This window comes from Bacillus sp. UMB0893 (assembly GCF_002858905.1).
Taxonomy (GTDB): Bacteria; Bacillota; Bacilli; order Bacillales; family Bacillaceae; genus Bacillus_P.
In genome coordinates, this window is sequence record NZ_PKLB01000001.1 from 862,359 (window position 1) to 882,467 (window position 20,109).

The 20,109-nt window shown below is 41.2% G+C and carries 22 protein-coding genes, 1 pseudogene and 1 riboswitch; of the genes and pseudogenes, 18 read left to right on the plus strand and 5 right to left on the minus strand.

The annotated features are described in order from the left end of the window. Positions 1-193 precede the first annotated feature (193 nt). From pyrR to pyrE, 10 genes are all read left to right on the plus strand, one after another. Positions 194-739 (plus strand): bifunctional pyr operon transcriptional regulator/uracil phosphoribosyltransferase PyrR, encoded by a 546-nt coding sequence (gene pyrR / locus CYJ36_RS04390; RefSeq protein WP_101565150.1) that lies wholly within the window; start codon positions 194-196, stop codon positions 737-739. A 149-nt stretch (positions 740-888) separates the two neighbouring features. Continuing rightward, complete coding sequence (locus CYJ36_RS04395; protein WP_142382674.1) at positions 889-2,196, plus strand: solute carrier family 23 protein; 1,308 nt, start codon at positions 889-891, stop codon at positions 2,194-2,196. 144 nt (positions 2,197-2,340) lie between these two features. After that, positions 2,341-3,261, plus strand: a complete 921-nt coding sequence (locus CYJ36_RS04400; protein ID WP_142382675.1) for an aspartate carbamoyltransferase catalytic subunit — start codon at positions 2,341-2,343, stop codon at positions 3,259-3,261. Further along, positions 3,245-4,531, plus strand: coding sequence for a dihydroorotase (locus CYJ36_RS04405; RefSeq protein ID WP_101565152.1), 1,287 nt, complete (start codon positions 3,245-3,247; stop codon positions 4,529-4,531). The genes CYJ36_RS04400 and CYJ36_RS04405 overlap by 17 nt, the downstream gene beginning before the upstream one ends. Beyond that, complete coding sequence (locus CYJ36_RS04410; protein WP_101565155.1) at positions 4,528-5,628, plus strand: carbamoyl phosphate synthase small subunit; 1,101 nt, start codon at positions 4,528-4,530, stop codon at positions 5,626-5,628. Before CYJ36_RS04405 ends, CYJ36_RS04410 begins: the two co-directional genes overlap by 4 nt. After that, positions 5,613-8,825, plus strand: coding sequence for a carbamoyl-phosphate synthase large subunit (gene carB, locus CYJ36_RS04415; protein ID WP_101565157.1), 3,213 nt, complete (start codon positions 5,613-5,615; stop codon positions 8,823-8,825). Before CYJ36_RS04410 ends, carB begins: the two co-directional genes overlap by 16 nt. Next, positions 8,822-9,607 carry a dihydroorotate dehydrogenase electron transfer subunit gene (locus CYJ36_RS04420; protein WP_101565159.1) on the plus strand — a complete coding sequence of 262 codons (786 nt, stop codon included), beginning with the start codon at positions 8,822-8,824 and terminating at the stop codon, positions 9,605-9,607. Before carB ends, CYJ36_RS04420 begins: the two co-directional genes overlap by 4 nt. Further along, positions 9,601-10,536 carry a dihydroorotate dehydrogenase gene (locus tag CYJ36_RS04425; RefSeq protein WP_101565161.1) on the plus strand — a complete coding sequence of 312 codons (936 nt, stop codon included), beginning with the start codon at positions 9,601-9,603 and terminating at the stop codon, positions 10,534-10,536. Before CYJ36_RS04420 ends, CYJ36_RS04425 begins: the two co-directional genes overlap by 7 nt. Continuing rightward, positions 10,505-11,224 (plus strand): orotidine-5'-phosphate decarboxylase, encoded by a 720-nt coding sequence (gene pyrF, locus CYJ36_RS04430; protein WP_101565163.1) that lies wholly within the window; start codon positions 10,505-10,507, stop codon positions 11,222-11,224. Before CYJ36_RS04425 ends, pyrF begins: the two co-directional genes overlap by 32 nt. Continuing rightward, on the plus strand, positions 11,221-11,853 hold the full coding sequence (gene pyrE / locus CYJ36_RS04435; RefSeq protein ID WP_101565165.1) for an orotate phosphoribosyltransferase: 633 nt from the start codon (positions 11,221-11,223) through the stop codon (positions 11,851-11,853). The genes pyrF and pyrE overlap by 4 nt, the downstream gene beginning before the upstream one ends. A 33-nt stretch (positions 11,854-11,886) precedes the next feature. Here the strand turns inward: pyrE and CYJ36_RS04440 are convergent, their stop codons facing one another. The 5 genes and pseudogenes from CYJ36_RS04440 to CYJ36_RS04455 all read right to left on the minus strand — a co-directional run bounded on the left by CYJ36_RS04440 (position 11,887) and on the right by CYJ36_RS04455 (position 13,241). Continuing rightward, the gene (locus CYJ36_RS04440) at positions 11,887-12,171 is read right to left on the minus strand and encodes a hypothetical protein (protein WP_101565167.1); all 285 of its coding nucleotides are present in this window, start codon (positions 12,169-12,171) and stop codon (positions 11,887-11,889) included. Between the two features lie 74 nt (positions 12,172-12,245). Beyond that, positions 12,246-12,398, minus strand: a complete 153-nt coding sequence (locus CYJ36_RS24015) for a hypothetical protein (RefSeq protein WP_219621065.1) — start codon at positions 12,396-12,398, stop codon at positions 12,246-12,248. A 46-nt stretch (positions 12,399-12,444) separates the two neighbouring features. Further along, on the minus strand, positions 12,445-12,765 hold the full coding sequence (locus CYJ36_RS24020) for a hypothetical protein (protein WP_101565171.1): 321 nt from the start codon (positions 12,763-12,765) through the stop codon (positions 12,445-12,447). A gap of 19 nt (positions 12,766-12,784) precedes the next feature. Next, a complete protein-coding gene (locus CYJ36_RS24290; protein ID WP_257962389.1) occupies positions 12,785-12,910 on the minus strand; it encodes a hypothetical protein in 126 nt (41 codons plus the stop codon). Next, a pseudogene (locus tag CYJ36_RS04455) lies at positions 12,911-13,241 on the minus strand (PadR family transcriptional regulator). A gap of 189 nt (positions 13,242-13,430) precedes the next feature. After that, positions 13,431-13,536, plus strand: a riboswitch (SAM riboswitch). Between the two features lie 110 nt (positions 13,537-13,646). On the opposite strand from CYJ36_RS04455, the gene CYJ36_RS04460 reads away from it, so the two are divergent. The 8 genes from CYJ36_RS04460 to CYJ36_RS04495 all read left to right on the plus strand — a co-directional run bounded on the left by CYJ36_RS04460 (position 13,647) and on the right by CYJ36_RS04495 (position 20,106). Next, the gene (locus CYJ36_RS04460; RefSeq protein ID WP_101565173.1) at positions 13,647-13,790 is read left to right on the plus strand and encodes a YezD family protein; all 144 of its coding nucleotides are present in this window, start codon (positions 13,647-13,649) and stop codon (positions 13,788-13,790) included. Between the two features lie 235 nt (positions 13,791-14,025). Beyond that, entirely contained in the window at positions 14,026-14,727 is a 702-nt protein-coding gene (locus tag CYJ36_RS04465; RefSeq protein WP_101565175.1) for a phosphoadenylyl-sulfate reductase, read from the plus strand. A gap of 24 nt (positions 14,728-14,751) precedes the next feature. Next, complete coding sequence (locus CYJ36_RS04470; RefSeq protein WP_101565684.1) at positions 14,752-15,804, plus strand: inorganic phosphate transporter; 1,053 nt, start codon at positions 14,752-14,754, stop codon at positions 15,802-15,804. A gap of 43 nt (positions 15,805-15,847) precedes the next feature. Further along, entirely contained in the window at positions 15,848-16,987 is a 1,140-nt protein-coding gene (sat, locus tag CYJ36_RS04475; RefSeq protein WP_101565177.1) for a sulfate adenylyltransferase, read from the plus strand. 16 nt (positions 16,988-17,003) lie between these two features. Beyond that, positions 17,004-17,597 carry an adenylyl-sulfate kinase gene (gene cysC, locus CYJ36_RS04480; RefSeq protein ID WP_101565179.1) on the plus strand — a complete coding sequence of 198 codons (594 nt, stop codon included), beginning with the start codon at positions 17,004-17,006 and terminating at the stop codon, positions 17,595-17,597. A 405-nt stretch (positions 17,598-18,002) separates the two neighbouring features. Beyond that, positions 18,003-18,779, plus strand: a complete 777-nt coding sequence (cobA, locus tag CYJ36_RS04485; RefSeq protein ID WP_101565181.1) for a uroporphyrinogen-III C-methyltransferase — start codon at positions 18,003-18,005, stop codon at positions 18,777-18,779. After that, a complete protein-coding gene (locus CYJ36_RS04490; RefSeq protein WP_142382677.1) occupies positions 18,780-19,565 on the plus strand; it encodes a sirohydrochlorin chelatase in 786 nt (261 codons plus the stop codon). It abuts the gene before it with no gap. Beyond that, on the plus strand, positions 19,546-20,106 hold the full coding sequence (locus tag CYJ36_RS04495) for an NAD(P)-dependent oxidoreductase (RefSeq protein WP_180850068.1): 561 nt from the start codon (positions 19,546-19,548) through the stop codon (positions 20,104-20,106). Before CYJ36_RS04490 ends, CYJ36_RS04495 begins: the two co-directional genes overlap by 20 nt. Positions 20,107-20,109 lie beyond the last annotated feature (3 nt).

Sequence of the window (20,109 nt, forward strand, 5' to 3'; positions counted from 1 at the left end):
CACATTCATGTTATTCTGACATAATGACTATAGTTCAATAATGAACCTTTAAAACAGTCCCGTGAGGCTGAGAAGGAACCGGATCATATACGCTATTTCTGCGTATTTTAACCTATGCATCCAAATCCCTCTTGCCAAAACGGCGAGAGGGATTTTTCTTTTTAAGGTTCTCTTTTAAGGAGAGGTGAGAATCATGCCGCAAAAAGCGATTGTTTTAGATCAGCAGGCTATAAGAAGAGCATTAACCAGAATCGCACATGAAATTATCGAGCGAAATAAAGGAATTGATTCAGTCATCCTTGTCGGAATTAAAACAAGAGGCATTCACCTTGCAAAAAGGCTTGCTGAGCGAATTGGACAGATTGAGGGGAAACCGGTTGAAGTAGGTGAGCTTGATATCACGTTATACCGTGACGATCTCTCAAAAAAGACAGACGATCAGGAACCGCTTGTTAAAGGGTCTGATATTCCAGCGGATATTACGAATAAAACGGTCATCCTAGTAGACGACGTTTTATACACTGGAAGAACAGTGAGAGCCGGACTTGATGCTTTAATAGATATTGGAAGACCATCGCAAATTCAGCTTGCTGTTCTTGTTGACCGCGGTCATCGTGAACTGCCGATCAGAGCAGATTATGTGGGGAAAAACATACCGACTTCAAGTTCAGAAAAGATCGTTGTAGAACTGCTTGAAGTGGACGAAACAGATCAAGTAACCATTTACGAAAAAGAATAAAGACCTTTTAATGGAGTCCAGAGAGGCTGCAAAAGGGATGAAAAATCACACGCCCTGTGATCTTTTTAGGCGGGATTATTCTACCTCTTTGCAGCTGAATGCAAAGAGGTTTTTTGTTTCTCGAAAATAGAAAAAACGGAGGAATGAAAATGAAAAAGAATCAAGAGAATGCCATACAATTAGATGTACATGAGGTTCCAAAGCCTCTGACTTGGATTACGCTCAGCTTTCAGCATTTGTTTGCTATGTTCGGCGCGACAATCCTTGTTCCTTTTCTTGTCGGACTTGATCCAGCAGTAGCGCTGATTTCAAGCGGACTTGGAACGATTGCCTTCCTCCTGATTACGAAAGGCCAAGTGCCTGCTTATCTCGGATCATCCTTCGCGTTTATTGCTCCGATCATCGCAGCAAAGGCAGCATCAGGTCCTGAGGGAGCCATGGTTGGCAGCTTTCTTGCCGGTGTGGTTTACGGAATAGTAGCATTACTGATTAAAATGGTAGGACATAAGTGGATAATGAAGCTATTGCCGCCGATTGTAGTAGGACCAGTTATTATCGTTATCGGATTAAGCCTTGCAAACGTTGCAGTCGATATGGCGATGAATAATCCAGATGGAGAATATAATCTTACCTACTTCTCAGTAGCACTTGTAACACTTGCGATCACCATCATATGCTCCGTAGTCTTTAAAGGATTTATCAGCCTTATCCCGGTGCTGATCGGAATTTTCGGAGGATATATTTATGCCCTTGCGATTGGAATTGTGGATTTCAGCAAAGTTATTGAAGCAAATGTGTTTGAAAAACCAGACTTTATCATACCTTTTATAACATATACACCCGGATTCTCTTATGAAATCATCCTGCTTATGGTTCCGGTCGCAGTCGTAACAATCTCTGAACATATCGGACATCAGCTTGTGCTTGGTAAAATAGTCGGCCGTGACTATATTGAAAAACCAGGTCTGCATCGATCCATTTTAGGAGATGGTGTTGCAACAATGATTGCATCATTAATCGGAGGTCCTCCAAATACAACTTATGGTGAAAATATCGGGGTCCTTGCCATAACAAGAGTTTACAGTGTGTATATATTAGCAGGTGCTGCAGTCATGGCCATTGTGTTTGGTTTTATCGGGAAAATCTCGGCCCTGATCAGCTCCATCCCAACTCCGGTCATGGGCGGTGTGTCCATTCTGCTCTTCGGTATTATCGCTTCATCAGGACTTAGAATGCTGACAGACAGTAAAATTGATTTTGGAAATAAACGAAACCTAGTGATATCATCCGTCATTCTGGTTATCGGCATCGGCGGTGCATTCATAAAAGTAAGCGAACAATTTGAGCTGCATGGCATGGCACTTGCTGCTATCATCGGCATTCTTTTGAACCTTGTCCTGCCTGGACGAAAAGATGCAGATAAGGAACAGTACATGAAAGAAAACTCAGTTGCATAATCACCTTTTAACGAAAGTCCAGAGAGGCTTTCAAGGGTGGAAAGGCATTGGCAAATCAGCTTGTTGATTTGTCATGCTTCCTCACACCCTGAATCTAATAATCAGGGTGTTTTTTTGCAGAAAAAAAGATGGGGAGAGATGACTTTGAGGCACTTACTAAGAATGAATGATATTCCTGCAGATGAAATCATGAAGATATTAAAAGATGCGGAACGATTTAAAACCGGAAAGACGATGCTGCAGGAGACACCGAAATTTGTTGCTAATCTGTTTTTTGAACCTAGCACACGAACAAGATTCAGCTTTGAAGTAGCAGAAAAAAGACTGGGCCTGAATGTATTGAATTTTGACGCATCTCACTCAAGTGTTCAAAAAGGAGAGACGTTATATGATACTGTCCGTACGCTTGAAGCAATAGGGACAAACGCAGTTGTTATCAGACATCCAGAGAATGAGTATTTTACAGATCTGCAAGAGAAAGTAAGCATTCCGATATTGAATGCCGGTGACGGATGCGGTCATCACCCAACACAATCTTTGCTTGATCTTCTTACGATTCAGCAGGAGTTTAATCATTTCGAAGGGCTGACAATCTCCATTCATGGTGATATCAAACATAGCCGTGTAGCAAGGTCTAATGCAGAGGCGCTTAACCGTCTTGGAGCAAACGTATTACTTTCAGGGCCAGAGGAATGGAGAGATCCATCCAGCGAGGTTGGACAGTATGTGTCGACAGATGAAGCCATACAGACATCTGATGTGGTTATGCTGCTTCGGATTCAGCATGAGAGACACCATGGTAATAATGAGGAGCTTTCAGATTATCATCGCCGGTTCGGTTTAACTCTTGAAAGAGAAAAAGCCATGAAGCAGAGCGCTATTATCATGCACCCTGCACCGGTTAATCGCGGAGTTGAAATTGCAAACGAGCTTGTTGAAAGCAGAAGATCAAGGATTTTCAAGCAAATGGAAAACGGTGTTTATGTCAGAATGGCTGTACTGAAACGGGCGTTTGAAAGTGCGAGATTAATTGAGGGGGAAAATACTTATGAATTTTATCATTAAAAATGGACGTATTTTAGATTCCAGCGGCGCAGATAAAAAAGCAGATATTCTGATTCAGGACGGGATCATCACTCAAATAGAAGAAAATATCCAGAAGGAAACGGCACAGATTATTGATGCCAAAGGCAATCTTGTGTCCCCTGGATTTGTCGATTTACATATCCATCTGAGAGAACCAGGCGGAGAGCATAAAGAAACGATTGAAACAGGCACAAAAGCTGCTGCCGCTGGAGGATTTACAACTGTTGCTGCGATGCCGAACACTAAACCAGTGCCAGACAACCCTGAGCAAATGAACTGGCTTCAAAACCGAATAAAAGAAACGGCGTCTGTACGCGTTCTGCCGTATGCTTCTATTACAACAAGGCAGGCTGGCAAAGAGCTCACAGACTTCGAAAGCCTAAAACAGGCAGGTGCTTTTGCTTTTACAGATGATGGTGTAGGAGTTCAATCTGCTGGAATGATGTTTGAAGCAATGAAAAAAGCAGCAGGAATTGGAGCAAGCATTGTTGCACACTGTGAAGATAACTCGCTGATTTATAAGGGGGCTTTGCATGACGGGGAATTTGCAAAAAGAAATGGAATAAACGGTATTCCCTCTATTTGCGAGGCTGTGCAGATTGCAAGAGATGTTTTGCTTGCAGAAGCAGCAGGCTGCCATTATCACGTCTGTCACATCAGTACAAAGGAATCTGTCAGAGTAGTAAGAGATGCAAAGAAGGCAGGCATAAACGTTACGGCTGAAGTAACTCCTCATCACCTTTTATTATGCGATGTGGAAATTCCTGAATTGGATACGAACTACAAAATGAATCCTCCTTTGCGAGGCAGTGATGATAAACGGGCTTTAATTGATGGATTGCTAGATGGGACCATCGATTTTATTGCCACAGATCATGCTCCACATACTGAGGAAGAAAAAGCAGAATCAATCAACCTTGCCCCTTTTGGAATAGTAGGATTGGAAACAGCGTTCCCGCTGCTGTATACACGATTTGTAGAATCAAACGAATGGACACTGAAGCAGCTTATCGACTATCTGACGATTAAGCCGTGTGAAGCTTTTAACCTTCCATTTGGAAAATTAGAAGTTGGAAGTCCGGCAGACCTTACAATCATTGACTTAGAAGAAGTAAAAGAAATTGAGCCAGAAGCATTCCTTTCAAAAGGCAAGAACACGCCGTTTGGAGGATGGAAATGCAAGGGATGGCCAATTGCAACAATCGCACAAGGACAGCTAGTTTGGGAAAAGGAGAGAGTAAACTCATGAACAGACATCTAATTCTCGAAGACGGAACCATTTTCACAGGACATGGATTTGGCAGCGAAGAAGATAAAATTGGAGAAATTGTATTTCATACAGGAATGACAGGTTATCAGGAAATCTTATCTGATCCATCTTATTGCGGGCAAATCGTAACTCTTACTTATCCGCTAATCGGAAACTATGGAATCAACCGTGATGATTTTGAAACAATCTCACCCTTCATAAATGGGTTTATCGTAAAAGAATTATGTGAAGTGCCATCAAACTTCAGAAGCGAGTATTCACTGGATGAATATTTTAAACTCAAAAAAATACCGGGATTAGCAGGAATCGACACTCGCAAACTGACAAGGATTATCCGGACATATGGAACATTAAAAGGTGCATTTTGTTCAGAAAATGCAGATACGGATGCAGTGCTTGCAAAATTAAGAGCAGCAAACTTGCCGACAAATCAAGTAGAAACCGTTTCAACGAAAACATCTTATCCGAGCCCTGGACGAGGCTGCAGAGTTGCTCTAGTAGACTTTGGGATGAAGCATGGTATTTTGCGCGAACTCAATAAGCGCGATTGTGACGTCGTCGTTGTTCCTCACACAACAACAGCAGAAGAAATTCTTCAATTAAATCCAGACGGCATTATGCTATCAAACGGACCTGGGGATCCAAAAGATGTGCCGCATGCACTTGATATGATTAAAGGAGTGCTCGGAAAAATTCCGTTATTCGGAATTTGCCTTGGCCACCAGCTTTTCGCACTTGCGGGAGGTGCTAACACAGAAAAAATGAAATTCGGACATCGCGGTTCAAATCATCCTGTGAAAGATTTAGCAACAGGAAAAATTGCGATTACCTCTCAAAATCACGGCTACACCGTTACACTTGATTCGGTTGACTCAACTGATCTTGAAGTAACTCATATTGCGCTAAATGATGGGTCAGTAGAAGGCCTTAAACATAAAGAACTTCCTGCATTTACCGTTCAGTATCATCCAGAAGCATCACCAGGACCGGAAGATGCAAACGGACTTTTTGATCAATTTATCGACATGATTGAAACTCACAAGAAAGAAGGGATCAAAGTATGCCAAAACGCGTAGATATTCAAAAAATCCTAGTAATTGGTTCAGGTCCGATTATTATTGGCCAGGCTGCAGAGTTTGATTATGCAGGCACACAAGCTTGCCTTGCTTTAAAAGAAGAAGGCTACGAGGTCATACTTGTAAACTCCAATCCAGCAACGATAATGACGGATACGGAGATGGCGGATAAAGTCTATATTGAACCATTAACTGTTGAATTTTTAACAAAAATTATCCGCAAAGAACGCCCGGATGCCCTTCTTCCTACACTTGGCGGACAAACTGGATTAAATATGGCAGTGGAACTTGCAAATGCAGGTGTGCTTGAAGAGTGCAATGTGGAAATCTTAGGAACAAAGCTCAGTGCCATTCAAAAAGCGGAAGACCGTGAATTATTCCGTCAGTTAATGAATGAGCTTGGTGAGCCTGTCCCAGAGAGCGACATCGTTCATAACCTTCAAGAAGCGTTTACTTTTGTCGGTAAAGTCGGCTATCCCGTCATTGTTAGACCAGCTTATACACTTGGCGGAACAGGCGGAGGTATTTGTGCGAACGAGGAAGAATTGATTGAGATTGTAACAAGCGGATTGAAATACAGCCCGGTGACCCAATGCCTGCTTGAGAAAAGCATCGCAGGCTTTAAAGAGATTGAATATGAAGTGATGCGTGATAAAAACGACAGTGCAATAGTGGTCTGCAACATGGAAAACATCGATCCAGTAGGAATTCACACAGGCGACTCAATTGTCGTTGCGCCAAGTCAGACATTAAGTGACCGTGAGTATCAAATGCTTCGAAATGTATCGCTGAAAATTATCCGTGCCCTTCAAATTGAAGGCGGCTGCAACGTTCAGCTTGCACTTGACCCTAACAGTTTTCAATACTATATCATTGAAGTAAATCCCCGTGTCAGCAGATCCTCTGCTCTAGCATCAAAAGCAACAGGCTATCCAATTGCGAAGCTTGCTGCAAAGATTGCTGTCGGACTAACGCTTGATGAAATGATGAACCCGGTTACAGGCAAAACATATGCTTGCTTCGAACCGGCACTGGATTATATTGTAACAAAAATTCCGAGATGGCCTTTTGACAAGTTTGAATCAGCAAACCGGAGACTTGGTACACAAATGAAGGCGACTGGTGAAGTCATGGCAATTGGCAGAACATTTGAAGAATCATTGCTGAAAGCTGTCCGCTCTCTTGAAGCTGACGAGTTTCATATTGATTTGAAAAATGCAGAAGATTTCAGTGATGAATTGATTGAAAAGAGAATCCGCAAAGCTGGGGATGAGCGTCTTTTCTATCTTTCAGAAGCGATCAGAAGAGGGGTAAGAATTGAAACGATTCACGAATGGAGTGCCATTGATCTCTTTTTCTTAGTCAAAATTGAAAAAATCATTAAGTTCGAAAAAGTGCTGAAAGAAGCTAAACTTGATCAAGAAATTCTGAAGAAAGCGAAAAAAATGGGCTTCTCAGATATCACTATTGCAAGACTCTGGAACATGACTGAACGTGAAGTCTATGATTTCAGAAAAAAACTGAACCTAGTGCCTGTTTTTAAAACAGTTGATACATGTGCAGCTGAGTTTGAATCAGAAACACCTTATTTCTACGGTACGTATGAAGATGAAAACGAATCAGTTGTCACGTCGAAAGAAAGTGTCATCGTCCTTGGGTCTGGTCCGATCCGAATCGGACAGGGAGTTGAATTTGATTATGCAACAGTACACTCTGTTTGGGCCATTAAAGAGGCTGGATTTGAGGCCATTATTATCAACAATAATCCAGAGACCGTTTCTACGGATTTCAGTATTTCGGATAAGCTTTATTTTGAACCGCTGACAGTAGAAGATGTCATGCATATCGTGGAACTCGAGAAGCCCCGGGGAGTAGTCGTGCAGTTTGGAGGCCAAACGGCTATCAATCTTGCAGAAGAGCTTCAGGCGAGAGGCGTTCAAATCCTTGGCACATCACTTGAAGATTTGGATCGCGCTGAAAACAGAGACAAATTTGAGTACGCATTAGGCAAGCTGGGCATTCCGCAGCCACTTGGAAAAACAGCAACTTCTGTAGAGGCAGCTGTTAAAATTGCTGCAGAAATCCGCTACCCTGTATTAGTCAGACCATCTTATGTTCTTGGCGGCCGGGCGATGGAAATTGTATATGAAGAGAAAGAGCTGCTGCATTACATGAAAAATGCAGTTCGAGTGAATCCGCAGCACCCAGTTCTGATCGACAAATACTTAATAGGAAAAGAAATTGAAGTGGATGCCATTTCAGACGGCGAAACAGTCTTTATCCCGGGAATTATGGAGCATATTGAACGGGCAGGGGTTCACTCAGGTGATTCAATTGCCGTGTATCCTCCACAGACACTATCTGCAGAAGTGAAGCAAACGATAGTGGAAAGAACAATTGCACTGGCAAAAGGTTTAAATATTAAAGGCCTGCTGAATATCCAGTTCGTCCTATATAAAAACGAAGTATATGTACTCGAAGTAAACCCAAGATCAAGCCGCACAGTCCCATTTTTGAGCAAGATTACTGGAGTTCCAATGGCAAACTTGGCTACAAAAGTAATCTTAGGCAAAACATTAAACAAGCTTGGTTATTCAACAGGTATTCAGCCTGAAAGCGACGGCGTGTATGTAAAAGTCCCGGTATTCTCCTTCGAAAAACTGCGAAGAGTTGATATTACTCTCGGACCTGAAATGAAATCAACTGGTGAAGTAATGGGCAAAGATACGACGCTTGAAAAAGCACTGTACAAAGGCCTAATTGCATCAGGCATGAAAATAAAGAACTATGGTCAGGTTTTGCTGACAATTGCAGACAAAGATAAAGAAGAAGGGCTTGAAGTTGCGAGACGCTTTAGTGCAATCGGCTACCAAATCATGGCGACCAGCGGAACTGCGGATTATCTTCATGAAAATGGTGTTTATGCAAAAGTAGTGAATAAGATTGGCAGCGAGGCACCGAATATGCTTGACATCATCCGCACAAGCGAAGCACAATTTGTCATCAACACCTTGACGAAAGGCAAACAGCCGCAGCGTGACGGATTCAGAATCCGCCGTGAATCAGTTGAAAATGGAATTCCTTGTTTAACTTCGCTTGATACAGCTAAAGCGATATTAAGTGTCCTTGAGTCTATGACTTTTTCAACGGACGAAATGCCAAAACGTGAATTCAGTCAAGAGGTGACATACGCGTGATACAAAAAGAATGGATGATGATTGCAGATCATAAGGAACTGGCAGCAGGTATATATGAGCTTACTTTAAAAGGAAGCTTAGTAGATCACATGAATCAGCCAGGACAGTTTGTACATTTAAAAGTGTCTGAGACGGCCTCTCCTCTGTTAAGGAGACCGATCAGCATAGCAAAAATAAACAAAGAAAAACAAGAATTCACCATGATTTACAGAGCAGAAGGAGCTGGCACTAAGCACCTTTCTGCCAGAGCAAAAGGTGAGCTCGTTGATGTATTGGGACCGCTCGGAAATGGATTTGATCCATCTCAGCTGCATGCAGGTGATACTGCGCTGCTGGTTGGCGGCGGAATCGGAGTACCTCCTTTATATGAATTATCCAGGCAACTTGTCAAAAGAGGGGTCTTCGTCAAACACGTACTCGGCTTTCAGTCAATTGAACACGTATTTTATGAGAGAGAGTTTCAAAAGCTTGGGGATACGTATGTAACAACTGTAGATGGATCTCATGGAATGAAAGGCTTTGTAACGGATTTAATTAAAGAATATGAACTTTCATTTGATGCACTGTTTTCTTGCGGGCCAACTCCAATGCTTGCAAACATTGAAAGACTTTTTCCTGACAAGCCTGTATTCCTCTCGTTAGAAGAGCGAATGGGGTGCGGAATTGGAGCATGTTTTGCATGTGTGTGCCACACTGCTGATGACCCAGAAGGCACTTCTTATAAAAAAGTATGCAGCGATGGACCAGTATTTAAAGCAGGGGAGGTGCTTCTATCATGTTAAACATCGAATTGCCTGGTTTATCTTTGAAAAATCCGGTTATGCCAGCTTCAGGATGTTTTGGATTCGGAAAAGAATATGCGGACCTGTATGATCTCAGCAAACTTGGTGCCATCATGATCAAAGCCACAACATCGGAGCCTCGATTTGGGAATCCGACACCAAGAGTTGCCGAAACGGAATCTGGAATGCTGAATGCGATTGGATTGCAGAATCCAGGGCTAAAGGGAGTGCTTGAAAATGAACTTCCATGGCTTGAGTCATTTGACGTTCCGATCATAGCCAATGTCGCAGGCTCCATGCAGGAGGATTACGCTGAAGTTACAAAAGCGATCAGCAAAGCGAAAAATGTTCACGCGATCGAATTGAATATTTCATGTCCGAATGTAAAAACGGGCGGAATCGCATTCGGCACAAACCCTGAGATTGCAGCTTCTTTAACTAAAGCTGTGAAAGAAGTTTCAGAAGTACCGGTTTATGTAAAGCTTTCTCCAAATGTAAGCAATATTGTTGAAATCGCAAAAGCAATTGAAAACGCTGGTGCTGATGGCTTAACAATGATCAATACACTCTTAGGTATGAGATTGAATATGAGAACGGCAAAGCCTATCCTTGCCAATCGCTCCGGAGGTTTATCGGGTCCTGCAATTAAACCTGTAGCGATTCGAATGGTTTACGAAGTCAGCCAAGCTGTTTCCATTCCGATTATCGGCATGGGCGGAGTGCAGACAGCTGAGGACGTTATTGAGTTTATGTATGCGGGGGCAAGTGCAGTGGCAGTCGGAACAGCAAACTTTGTGAATCCGTTTGTATGTCCTGAAATCATTGAACAATTACCGGAAACATTAAAAGAATATGGATTTGAGCATATTTCAGAATGCATCGGAAGGAGCTGGAAGAATGAACGAGAGACCGCTTATTATCGCGCTTGATTTTCCAACCGGAAAAGAAGTCAGCCGATTTTTAGACATGCTTCCTGAGGAAAAACTCTATGTAAAAGTAGGAATGGAGCTGTTTTATCAGGAAGGTCCCGAGATTGTTCATCAGCTTAAGTCAAACGGTCATCAAATTTTCTTGGATTTGAAGCTGCATGATATTCCTCAAACAGTGAAGCAGTCTATGAGAGGTCTTGCAAGGCTTGAGGTAGATCTCGTGAATGTGCATGCTGCAGGCGGAAGTGCAATGATGCAGGCAGCCATCGAAGGCTTAGAAGCAGGCACTCCAGCTGGCAATAAACGGCCTGATTGTATAGCTGTGACTCAATTAACGAGTACTTCTGAGACTATGCTGAAAGAAGATCTGCTGAATGAAAAGGGATTGAATGAGACCGTACTGCACTATGCCAAACGTGCTTATGAAAATGGTCTTGACGGAGTTGTATGTTCAACGCTTGAAGTTCCGGAAATCTATAAGCATATGGACCGTACCTTCCTTACGATAACACCTGGCATCCGTATGGCCAGTGATTCACTTGATGATCAAGTCAGAGTAGCGACGCCTGAGAAAGCAAGAGGGCTTGGATCAAGCGCCATCGTAGTCGGAAGAAGCATTACGAAAGCTGAAAATCCTCATAAAGCATACTTGGAAATGAAAAACGCCTGGGAGGTTCTATCTGTATGAAACATCAAATTGCTGAACAGCTGCTGAAAATTGAAGCCGTCTTTTTAAGTCCGAATAATCCATTTACGTGGTCAAGCGGGCTTAAAGCACCAATCTATTGCGACAACCGTTTAACTTTATCCTATCCAGAGGTAAGAAATCAGATTGCAGCAGGCTTAACAAAGCTCATTCAAGAACATTATCCCGATGCTGAAATGATTGCAGGCACTGCAACAGCAGGTATTCCGCATGCTGCTTGGGTGAGTGATCTGCTTAATCTGCCGATGTGCTATGTCAGAAGCAAGCCAAAAGGCCATGGAAAAGGCAATCAAATCGAAGGAAAAGTACATGAAGGACAAAAGGTTGTAGTCGTTGAAGATTTAATTTCCACTGGCGGCAGTGTTGTTAAAGCTGTTCAGGCTTTAAGAGAGGCTGGGTGCGAGGTTGCTGGTGTTGTTTCAATCTTTACATATGAACTGCAAAAAGGAGCAGAGCAGCTTGCACACGAAAAAATAAATTCTGTCTCTTTAACCGATTATTCTGCATTGATCGAAGTAGCTTTAAACAATGGATCCATTGAAAAAGAGGATCATGAAAAACTAAAAAAATGGCGTGATAACCCGGCAACGGAAGAGTGGATGACTCTATAAAACAGTAAAAGCAAAGTCGCTGACTTTGCTTTTTTAATTGATCCAGATCATGATTGAGCTTGTAAATGCCGCCATACCTAATAGCAGGTATCCGGATCTGAACACCTTTTCCTTCCATTGTTCAGAAAAGACCTTGCTGCAAAACGACAAGCTAATGCTGCCAATCCATCCAAACAGATAAAACAGACCTGTCTGTTCTTCTTTTATTGAATGAAAACAGCCATGATCAACTTGTTTAATAAGAGCATAAGCAAGAGAGTAAGCACCTGCAATGAGACTGCAAATTGTAATGACAAAAGGAAATAGGATACAGATCACCTCAGAATAGTTTATAAATCTAGGCTGTTTTCACATTGATTGTAGTTTTTAGCAATATAAGTTTTCAGGTTATATTATGCATCTCTTAAATTGAAAATCCAGGCAAAAGACATGGCTATTAGCACGACTTCAGTCATGACGTATATCCATTGAGGCATAGGCGGGTTGGAAACAGCTGGGAAGTCAATAGCCGCAAAAAGAAAAACAGGAATCGTTATTACCAGCATACTTAATGCCAGCGGGAAAAGAATCATTTTCACTTTGCCATTTTTCTTAAATACAAAATGCTTGAATAAGAAAAAGATTGCTGTTGTAGCCATATGTTATAAAAAACAGAAAAGCAACAGAAAGTAAATTAGTTTCACCAATCATTTCAAGAAAGAATGGCAGGAACAGTCCATTTAGAATACCTTGTGTTAGAGAAAAAAATCTCACTGCTCCCATTCCAAAGAAAACAAAATCAAGTAATTTCAATTTCAGGTCAGGTTTTGTCATGTTTGAAATTAATTCCTTGCAGCAGGCTTCAAGATTGTCTTCAAATACGTCATTTGCTGACTTTCCATCCCTTTGTGCAAGAACTAAATGCTCAAGCAATTCTAATAATAGGTCCTTTTTATCTCTTTTTAGAACGTGAACTTGCTGAAATAAATAGGGACATATTTTCAAAAGCTGTTTTATTATCTTTTGTAAGCTTTTGCTGCAGAAGAGCCATTCTTTGTCTCATTTCCATTGTAGTCATTTATTCCTCCCCTTTTTGAAATAGCAAATTTGTAACAGGTTTCCTAATGTCAAGCCAGTCTTTTCTGATTGTTTTCAGCGAAGATCTCCCATCGTCAGTCAAAAAATAATACTTGCGGTTTGGTCCGTATCGGATTTTCTCATTTCACCTTGAATAAGCTTTTCCTATTGAAGACGCAGAAGCAGAGGATATATGCTTCCTTCACTAACAAATATAAAACCATGCTGTTCGAGCTTTTGCATTAATTCATAGCCATACACGTCTCTTTTTCATTGATGGCTAGGATACATCCCTCGAGGATGCCCTTTAAGAGCTGACTTGTAGTTGACAATCAATCACATCCTTTAATGGGTTGTATTGCAAAGCAGGTAATTTCAGCATTAGGAATAACGGAATTAATGTCAACACAAAATTTTCCATTTTGTTGTTTTTTAATGAAAAAATGAAATATTTTAATTCCTATCGAAAAACTAGGGTTGACATATAAAACAATTGTGATAAAATTTAGAAAAATATAATAAACTTATCCAGAGAGGCGAAGGGATCTGGCCCTGTGAAGCCCGGCAACCTGCTGAATGCAAGGTGCTAAATCCAGCAAAATGAAATCCCATTTTGGAAGATAAGGTAATCATGCCTGAACAGTCTTTCAAGTTGGAAGGCTTTTTTTATTTCTCAGATAATGATGCATTTCTCTGAAAACAAAACTAGCGGATAAGAAAAGAAGTGGGGGACTGCAATGGGAAATGAAGATCATCTTGAAGTCGTAATGGAAAGATTGCGTGAAATGCTGAAAACAATGAATTATGGTTCTGTTACCTTGATTGTACAGGATGGGAAAGTGATTCAGCTTGAGAAGAATGAAAAAGTAAGAATTAAATAGGCTCTTTTTGTAAACTTTGTTCTTTCATTAGTCCAGTTGGAATTGGGACTAAATTGATTCTGTATCTGCTTACTTGAAAAGAGCTGCGTCAACAAAAATCTTTTCGATCAAAAAAAGTAAATAATGTGCTGACTAGACAAACTAGAGGCATTTTAACAAAGCAGGGAATAAGGCCACTTGTTAAAATGCCTCTTTTTGCTTTGGCAGGACGTGTTATATAGAAGGGAAGTGTATTATGCTTACGTATGAAACATGGCAGGAGCCAACTATTGAGTTCGAGGTTGATGAAACATATAAAGCTGCTTTAAACGTTTTAAAATGGAGCTATGATCATTATGGCGAAGATATCGTTTATGCATGCAGCTTTGGCATTGAGGGCATTGTACTGGTGGATTTAATATCAAAGGTCCGGCCTGATGCTACAATCGTTTTCCTGGATACAGACGTTCATTTCAAAGAAACGTATGAAACGATAGATCGTGTAAAGGAAAAGTATCCTGAATTGAATATCATCATGAAAAAGCCCAGCCTCACCCTGGAAGAGCAGGCAGCAGAATTTGGAGATAAATTATGGGAAAGCAATCCAAATCAATGCTGTCAAATCAGAAAACTTACACCTCTGAATGAAACGCTATCAGAGTCAGAAGCATGGATCTCAGGACTGCGCCGCGAACAATCTGAAACAAGGAAGAATGTACAATTTATTAACCGGGATGACAAATTTAAATCCGTTAAAATATGTCCGTTAATCCATTGGACATGGAAAGATGTTTGGCGGTATGCACACAAGAATGATCTGCCATACAACCCACTTCATGACAATGGCTATCCTAGCATAGGCTGCTCACATTGCACTGCACCAGCGTTCAATGCCGATGATCTGCGTTCTGGAAGATGGAGCGGGCAAGGTAAAACAGAGTGCGGATTACATGGATAAGGAGTCTGCCTCGTGCTTGAAATAATGGCTCTTGTCATTAGTCTCTTTTTTGCAATGAATATCGGTGCAAGCGGTGCTGCAGCCTCAATGGGAGTTGCTTATGGGTCAGGTGCAGTCCCAAAAGCACGGTATGCACTTTTAATATGTGCAGCCGGCGTCTTTTTAGGAGCTGTCCTCGGAGGAGGAGAGGTCGTAAAAACGATCAGCTCCGGCATCATTCCGCAGGATATCATTAATGTAAAAATTGTGCTGATAATCATTGTTTCCGCAACAAGTTCATTGTTTTTTGCAAACTTGCTCGGCATACCGCTTTCTACCAGTGAGGTAACAGTTGGTGCGGTTGTGGGAGTAGGAATTGCCTATCAGGTTTTATATGTAAATTCATTGCTGGTCATCATGCTTTTTTGGATTATTGTTCCAGTTGCTGCATTTTGCTTAGCCTGGCTATTCGGAAAAGGGTTATATGTTATACAGAATAAGGGATTTTTGCATGATCACCCCAGGCTTACAATTGTTTTAATTCTTGCCGGCTTTTTAGAAGCATTTTCAGCGGGGATGAACAATGTTGCAAACGCAGTAGGACCTCTTGTAGGGGCAGGGATGATTTCAGTAACAAAAGGAATTTGGATAGGCGGGGCATTTGTTGCATTAGGAGCCATTTTCCTTGGAAAAAAAGTATTGGAAACAAATGGGAAGAAAATAACGAGATACTCAAAGCCGGAAGGAATATTGATTTCGGGTACGGGTGCTGCACTAGTTATTGTAAGTTCAATATTTGGATTGCCAGTTCCCCTTACTCAAGTTACATCTTCAGCTATCATTGGACTTGGCATGGCAAAGAACGGCAGTGAGATTCTTCATAAGCATATCGTGAAGAAGATTATCCGGATCTGGATTGTCTCTCCGTTATTTTCTCTTGCAATCTCTTATTTTTTAGTTAAATTATTTTTAGAAAGTGACATCTATTCAATTGTAGTCCTTGTAAGTGTCATGCTTGCAACCTTGGGAGCCATTAGCTTGATGAGGGCAATGAGGGATGAAAAGCGGGCAGTACACGAAGAAGGCGGAGGAATTTAGCATTAAAACCAATTAAAATGGTATGTTTAGGAGGAAAAAAGAAATGAGTTTACAGCCGCACGGAGGTTTATTAATACAAGCGTATTACCCAGAAGAACAATCTCAGGAGATTCATAAAGAAATTGAAATCGATGCAATGGCACTAAGTGATCTGGAATTAATCGGGATCGGAGCATACAGCCCGCTTGAAGGTTTTCTTACAAAAAAAGATTATGAGCAGGTCGTAGAGAATATGAGGCTTGCCTCAGGGACGGTTTGGAGCATCCCAATCACATTGCCTGTTTCAAGAGAAACCAGTAAGCAATTAATATCAGGGGAAAAGGTCAAGCTCAATTACAAAGGTGAAATTTATGGGCTCATCCAGGTTGAAGATGTATATGAACCGGATAAAGAAAAAGAAGCCATTAATGTATATGGAACATCAGATATTGCACATCCAGGTGTGAAAAAAATGCACGAAAGGAATGAAGTCTATGTAGGCGGGAAAATCACTCTGCTAAAAAGACCTGAAAAGCCTTTTAAACAATACACGTTTGACCCAATCGAAATGAGAGAAATCTTTAAAAGCAAGGGCTGGAAAACTGTTGTCGGGTTCCAGACAAGAAATCCTGTGCACAGAGCACATGAATATATCCAGAAATCAGCACTTGAAACAGTAGATGGCTTATTTTTAAATCCGCTTGTCGGCGAAACAAAGTCAGACGATATATCAGCTGAAATCAGGATGGAAAGCTATGAGGTTCTTCTGCGGAATTACTATCCGGAAGATCGGGTTGAGCTTGGCGTCTTCCCGGCTGCAATGAGATATGCAGGACCGAGAGAAGCTATCTTTCATGCTCTTGTCAGAAAAAATTACGGCTGCACTCACTTTATTGTCGGAAGAGACCATGCTGGGGTTGGTGATTATTACGGAACATATGATGCTCAAAAAATATTTGATCAATTTGAGGAAGATGAACTTGGAATCAAGCCATTAAAATTTGATCATAGCTTCTACTGCAGCAAATGCGAAGGGATGGCTACAACGAAAACATGCCCGCATGACAGCTCGGATCACATCATTCTGTCAGGAACAAAAGTAAGACAAATGCTAAGAAACGGAGAGGTGCCGCCAAGCACATTCAGCCGTCCGGAAGTAATTGAAGTATTAATAAATGGACTTCGAAAAGAAGTTGTTTCATAAAAAGGAGCGAACAGAGATGAGCAGCAATATTGTATGGCATGAAGCCTCGATTTCAAAAAAAGAGAGAAGAGAAAAGAATAAGCATCAAAGCTTTATTCTCTGGTTTACAGGATTATCGGCATCCGGCAAATCTTCTGTTGCAAATGCATTTGCACGCACGTTATTTGAACGCGGAACCCAGGCATTTGTTCTTGACGGTGATAATGTCCGCCATGGCTTAAATAATGATTTAGGATTTGGTGAGGATGACCGCAAGGAAAACATAAGACGGATTGGTGAAGTTTCCAAGCTTTTCGTCGAGAGCGGACAAATTGTATTAACGGCTTTTATATCTCCTTATAGAACTGATCGCGATCTTGTCAGAGGATTAGTTGAAAAAGATGAATTTCTGGAAGTATTTGTTAAATGCTCGATTGAAGAATGTGAAAAACGCGATCCGAAAGGTCTTTACAAAAAGGCACGAAATGAGGAGATCAAACATTTTACAGGCATAAGTGCTCCATATGAGGAGCCTCTGAATCCTGAGATTATCCTCGATACCGAGACGTATTCGGTAGAAGAGTGCGTCAAACAATTGACAAAAGCCCTTATCGAAAAGGGATTAATTTAATAGGCTCTTTTCGTAAACATTGCTGCTATAGCTATTTACTGGGTTCTGAATAGTCTGTATCTTTAAAATTTGAGAAAAACTATGGGAACACAGCCATTTTATTAATTCAGGCAAGTATTGCTTGAGATAATTCATGCAATACTTGTCTTGATCCGTTCTCAGGGATAAATCGAGATGAATTTTTTGATACAATAGATGATAAAGAATTGTTTGACGGCTTCTTTTATAAAAGGGTTCTCAAACCTTCCGGAAAAATAAAGTTCAAATCCCTCAAATGATAAAATTGAACTGGGAAATATTTTGGAAAGCTAAAGAATAATGAACTGTCACTCTAAAAAAAACGAAATATCCGCAGGAATACGGAATAAACATTTCGCTAATATAAAAAGGAGGGAGAGTTTAAGCGTGGGAAAAGTTTATTTAGTAGGTGCAGGGCCAGGGGATCCAGAGCTGATCACATTAAAAGCCTTAAAATGCATACAGCAGGCAGACGTTATTTTATATGACCGTCTTGTCAATAAAGAACTGCTCACTTATGCGAAAAAGGGAGCTGAACTCATTTATTGCGGAAAGCTGCCTGATTTTCATTTGATGAAACAGGAGACCATCAATCATTTTCTCATTCGCTATGCAAAAAACGGAAAAGTTGTCACAAGATTAAAAGGCGGCGATCCATTTGTATTCGGACGCGGCGGGGAAGAAGCTGAAGCTCTCGCTAAGCAAAAAATACCGTTTGAAATCGTCCCTGGAATTACTTCGGGCATAGCGGCAGCTGCTTATGCAGGCATTCCTGTTACACATCGTGAATTAAGTTCAAGTGTGGCGTTTGTAACGGGTCATCATAAAAACGATGCTAAAGAAGATGAGAAGTGGGAAAGCCTTGCAAAAGGGATTGATACATTAGCCATTTATATGGGTGTAAACAACCTTCCTTATATAAAGGAGCAGCTTCTTAAATACGGCAAAAAGGAAGACACTCCTGTTGCACTTGTTCACTGGGGAACGACAGAGGTTCAAAAAACGGTTACAGGCACTCTTTCAACTATATTAGATATCGCAAAAGAAGAAAAAATTCAAAATCCAAGTATGATTATTATTGGGGAGGTTGTTCGCTGCCGCGAGAAAATAAAGTGGTTTGAGGAAAAACTGCAGCAATCTTCTCCAATCAGCGAGGCTCTGTAAATGAAACAAGCTGTGCTTTATGTATGTCATGGAAGCAGGGTGAAAAAAGCTTGCGCGGAAGCAATCGCTTTTATTAAAAGATGTCAGCAGCATATTGAGGCAGATATCCAAGAGATTTGCTTTTTAGAGCTTGCATCCCCTTCTATTGAACAAGGATTTGCATCCTGTGTGAAGCAAGGAGCCACACATATTGCAGTCGTGCCTTTACTATTGCTGACTGCAGTTCATGCAAAAGAAGATATTCCATGTGAAGTGAAAATAGCTTTAAAAAAACATCCGAATGTTAAAGTGACATATGGGAAACCGATTGGCGTTCATGAAAAGATGGCTTCAAGCGTGCTGGAGCGTGTATCTGAACAAGGGGGAGCAGATGCGGATTCAGTGATTATCCTGATCGGCAGAGGAAGCTCTGATCCTGATGTCATCAGAGATTTACAGGCAATTGGAGAGCTAGTCAAAGATAAATCTGGTATAAAAGATATCCGAACCTGTTATTTGACTGCTGCCAAACCAAGTTTTGATGAAATGCTGGACTCTCTTTCTTCCGTAAAAGATAAAACGATCTTTATTGTTCCTTATTTGCTGTTTACAGGGCTGCTTATGCAGGAAATTGAAGCAAAGGTAACCGGAAACTGTCAGGGGAATTTAACATTATGCCGTTATTTAGGCTATGATTCAAAGGTTGAACAAGTCTTTACAGAGCGAATTATCGAAGCAGTTGATAATAAAGGGTCTTTTTTCTCATTTCAAGAAAGGGAAGATAACCATGCTGCCGTTAATGATTGATGTAAAGAATAAACCGATTGTCGTTATTGGAGGCGGGAAAATCGCTTTCAGGAGAATTTCTGTTTTCTTAACGCAAGGTGCTCTCATTGAGGTTGTCAGTCCTTCAGTTATTGATGAGATAAAGTTGCTGTCAGAAGACAAGCAGCTTAATTGGATACAAAAAGAAGCTGACAAGGAAGACTTAGCAGGAGCATTTCTAATTGTCGCAGCAACTGATAATAAAGATGTAAATGAATGGGCTGCCAAAACTGCACACCAAAATCAGCTAGTGAACATTGCCGGGCAGGCCGAACTTGGGAACGTTCAGATGCCATCCTTTCATCAGAAGGGCAGACTTACAGTTGCCGTGTCAACGGAAGGGGCAAGCCCAACGCTTGCGAAAGATCTTTGTCAGCAGTTCTTTGATCCATTTGATAATGAATTTATTTCAAAGCTGGATGAATTATTCAACGAGCGGCAGCAAATAAAAGCAAGCCCTCTTAGTCAGGATGAAAAGAAGGAGTTCCTTTCGCGTCTAGCAAGAAAAAGCATAAACTCATAACGA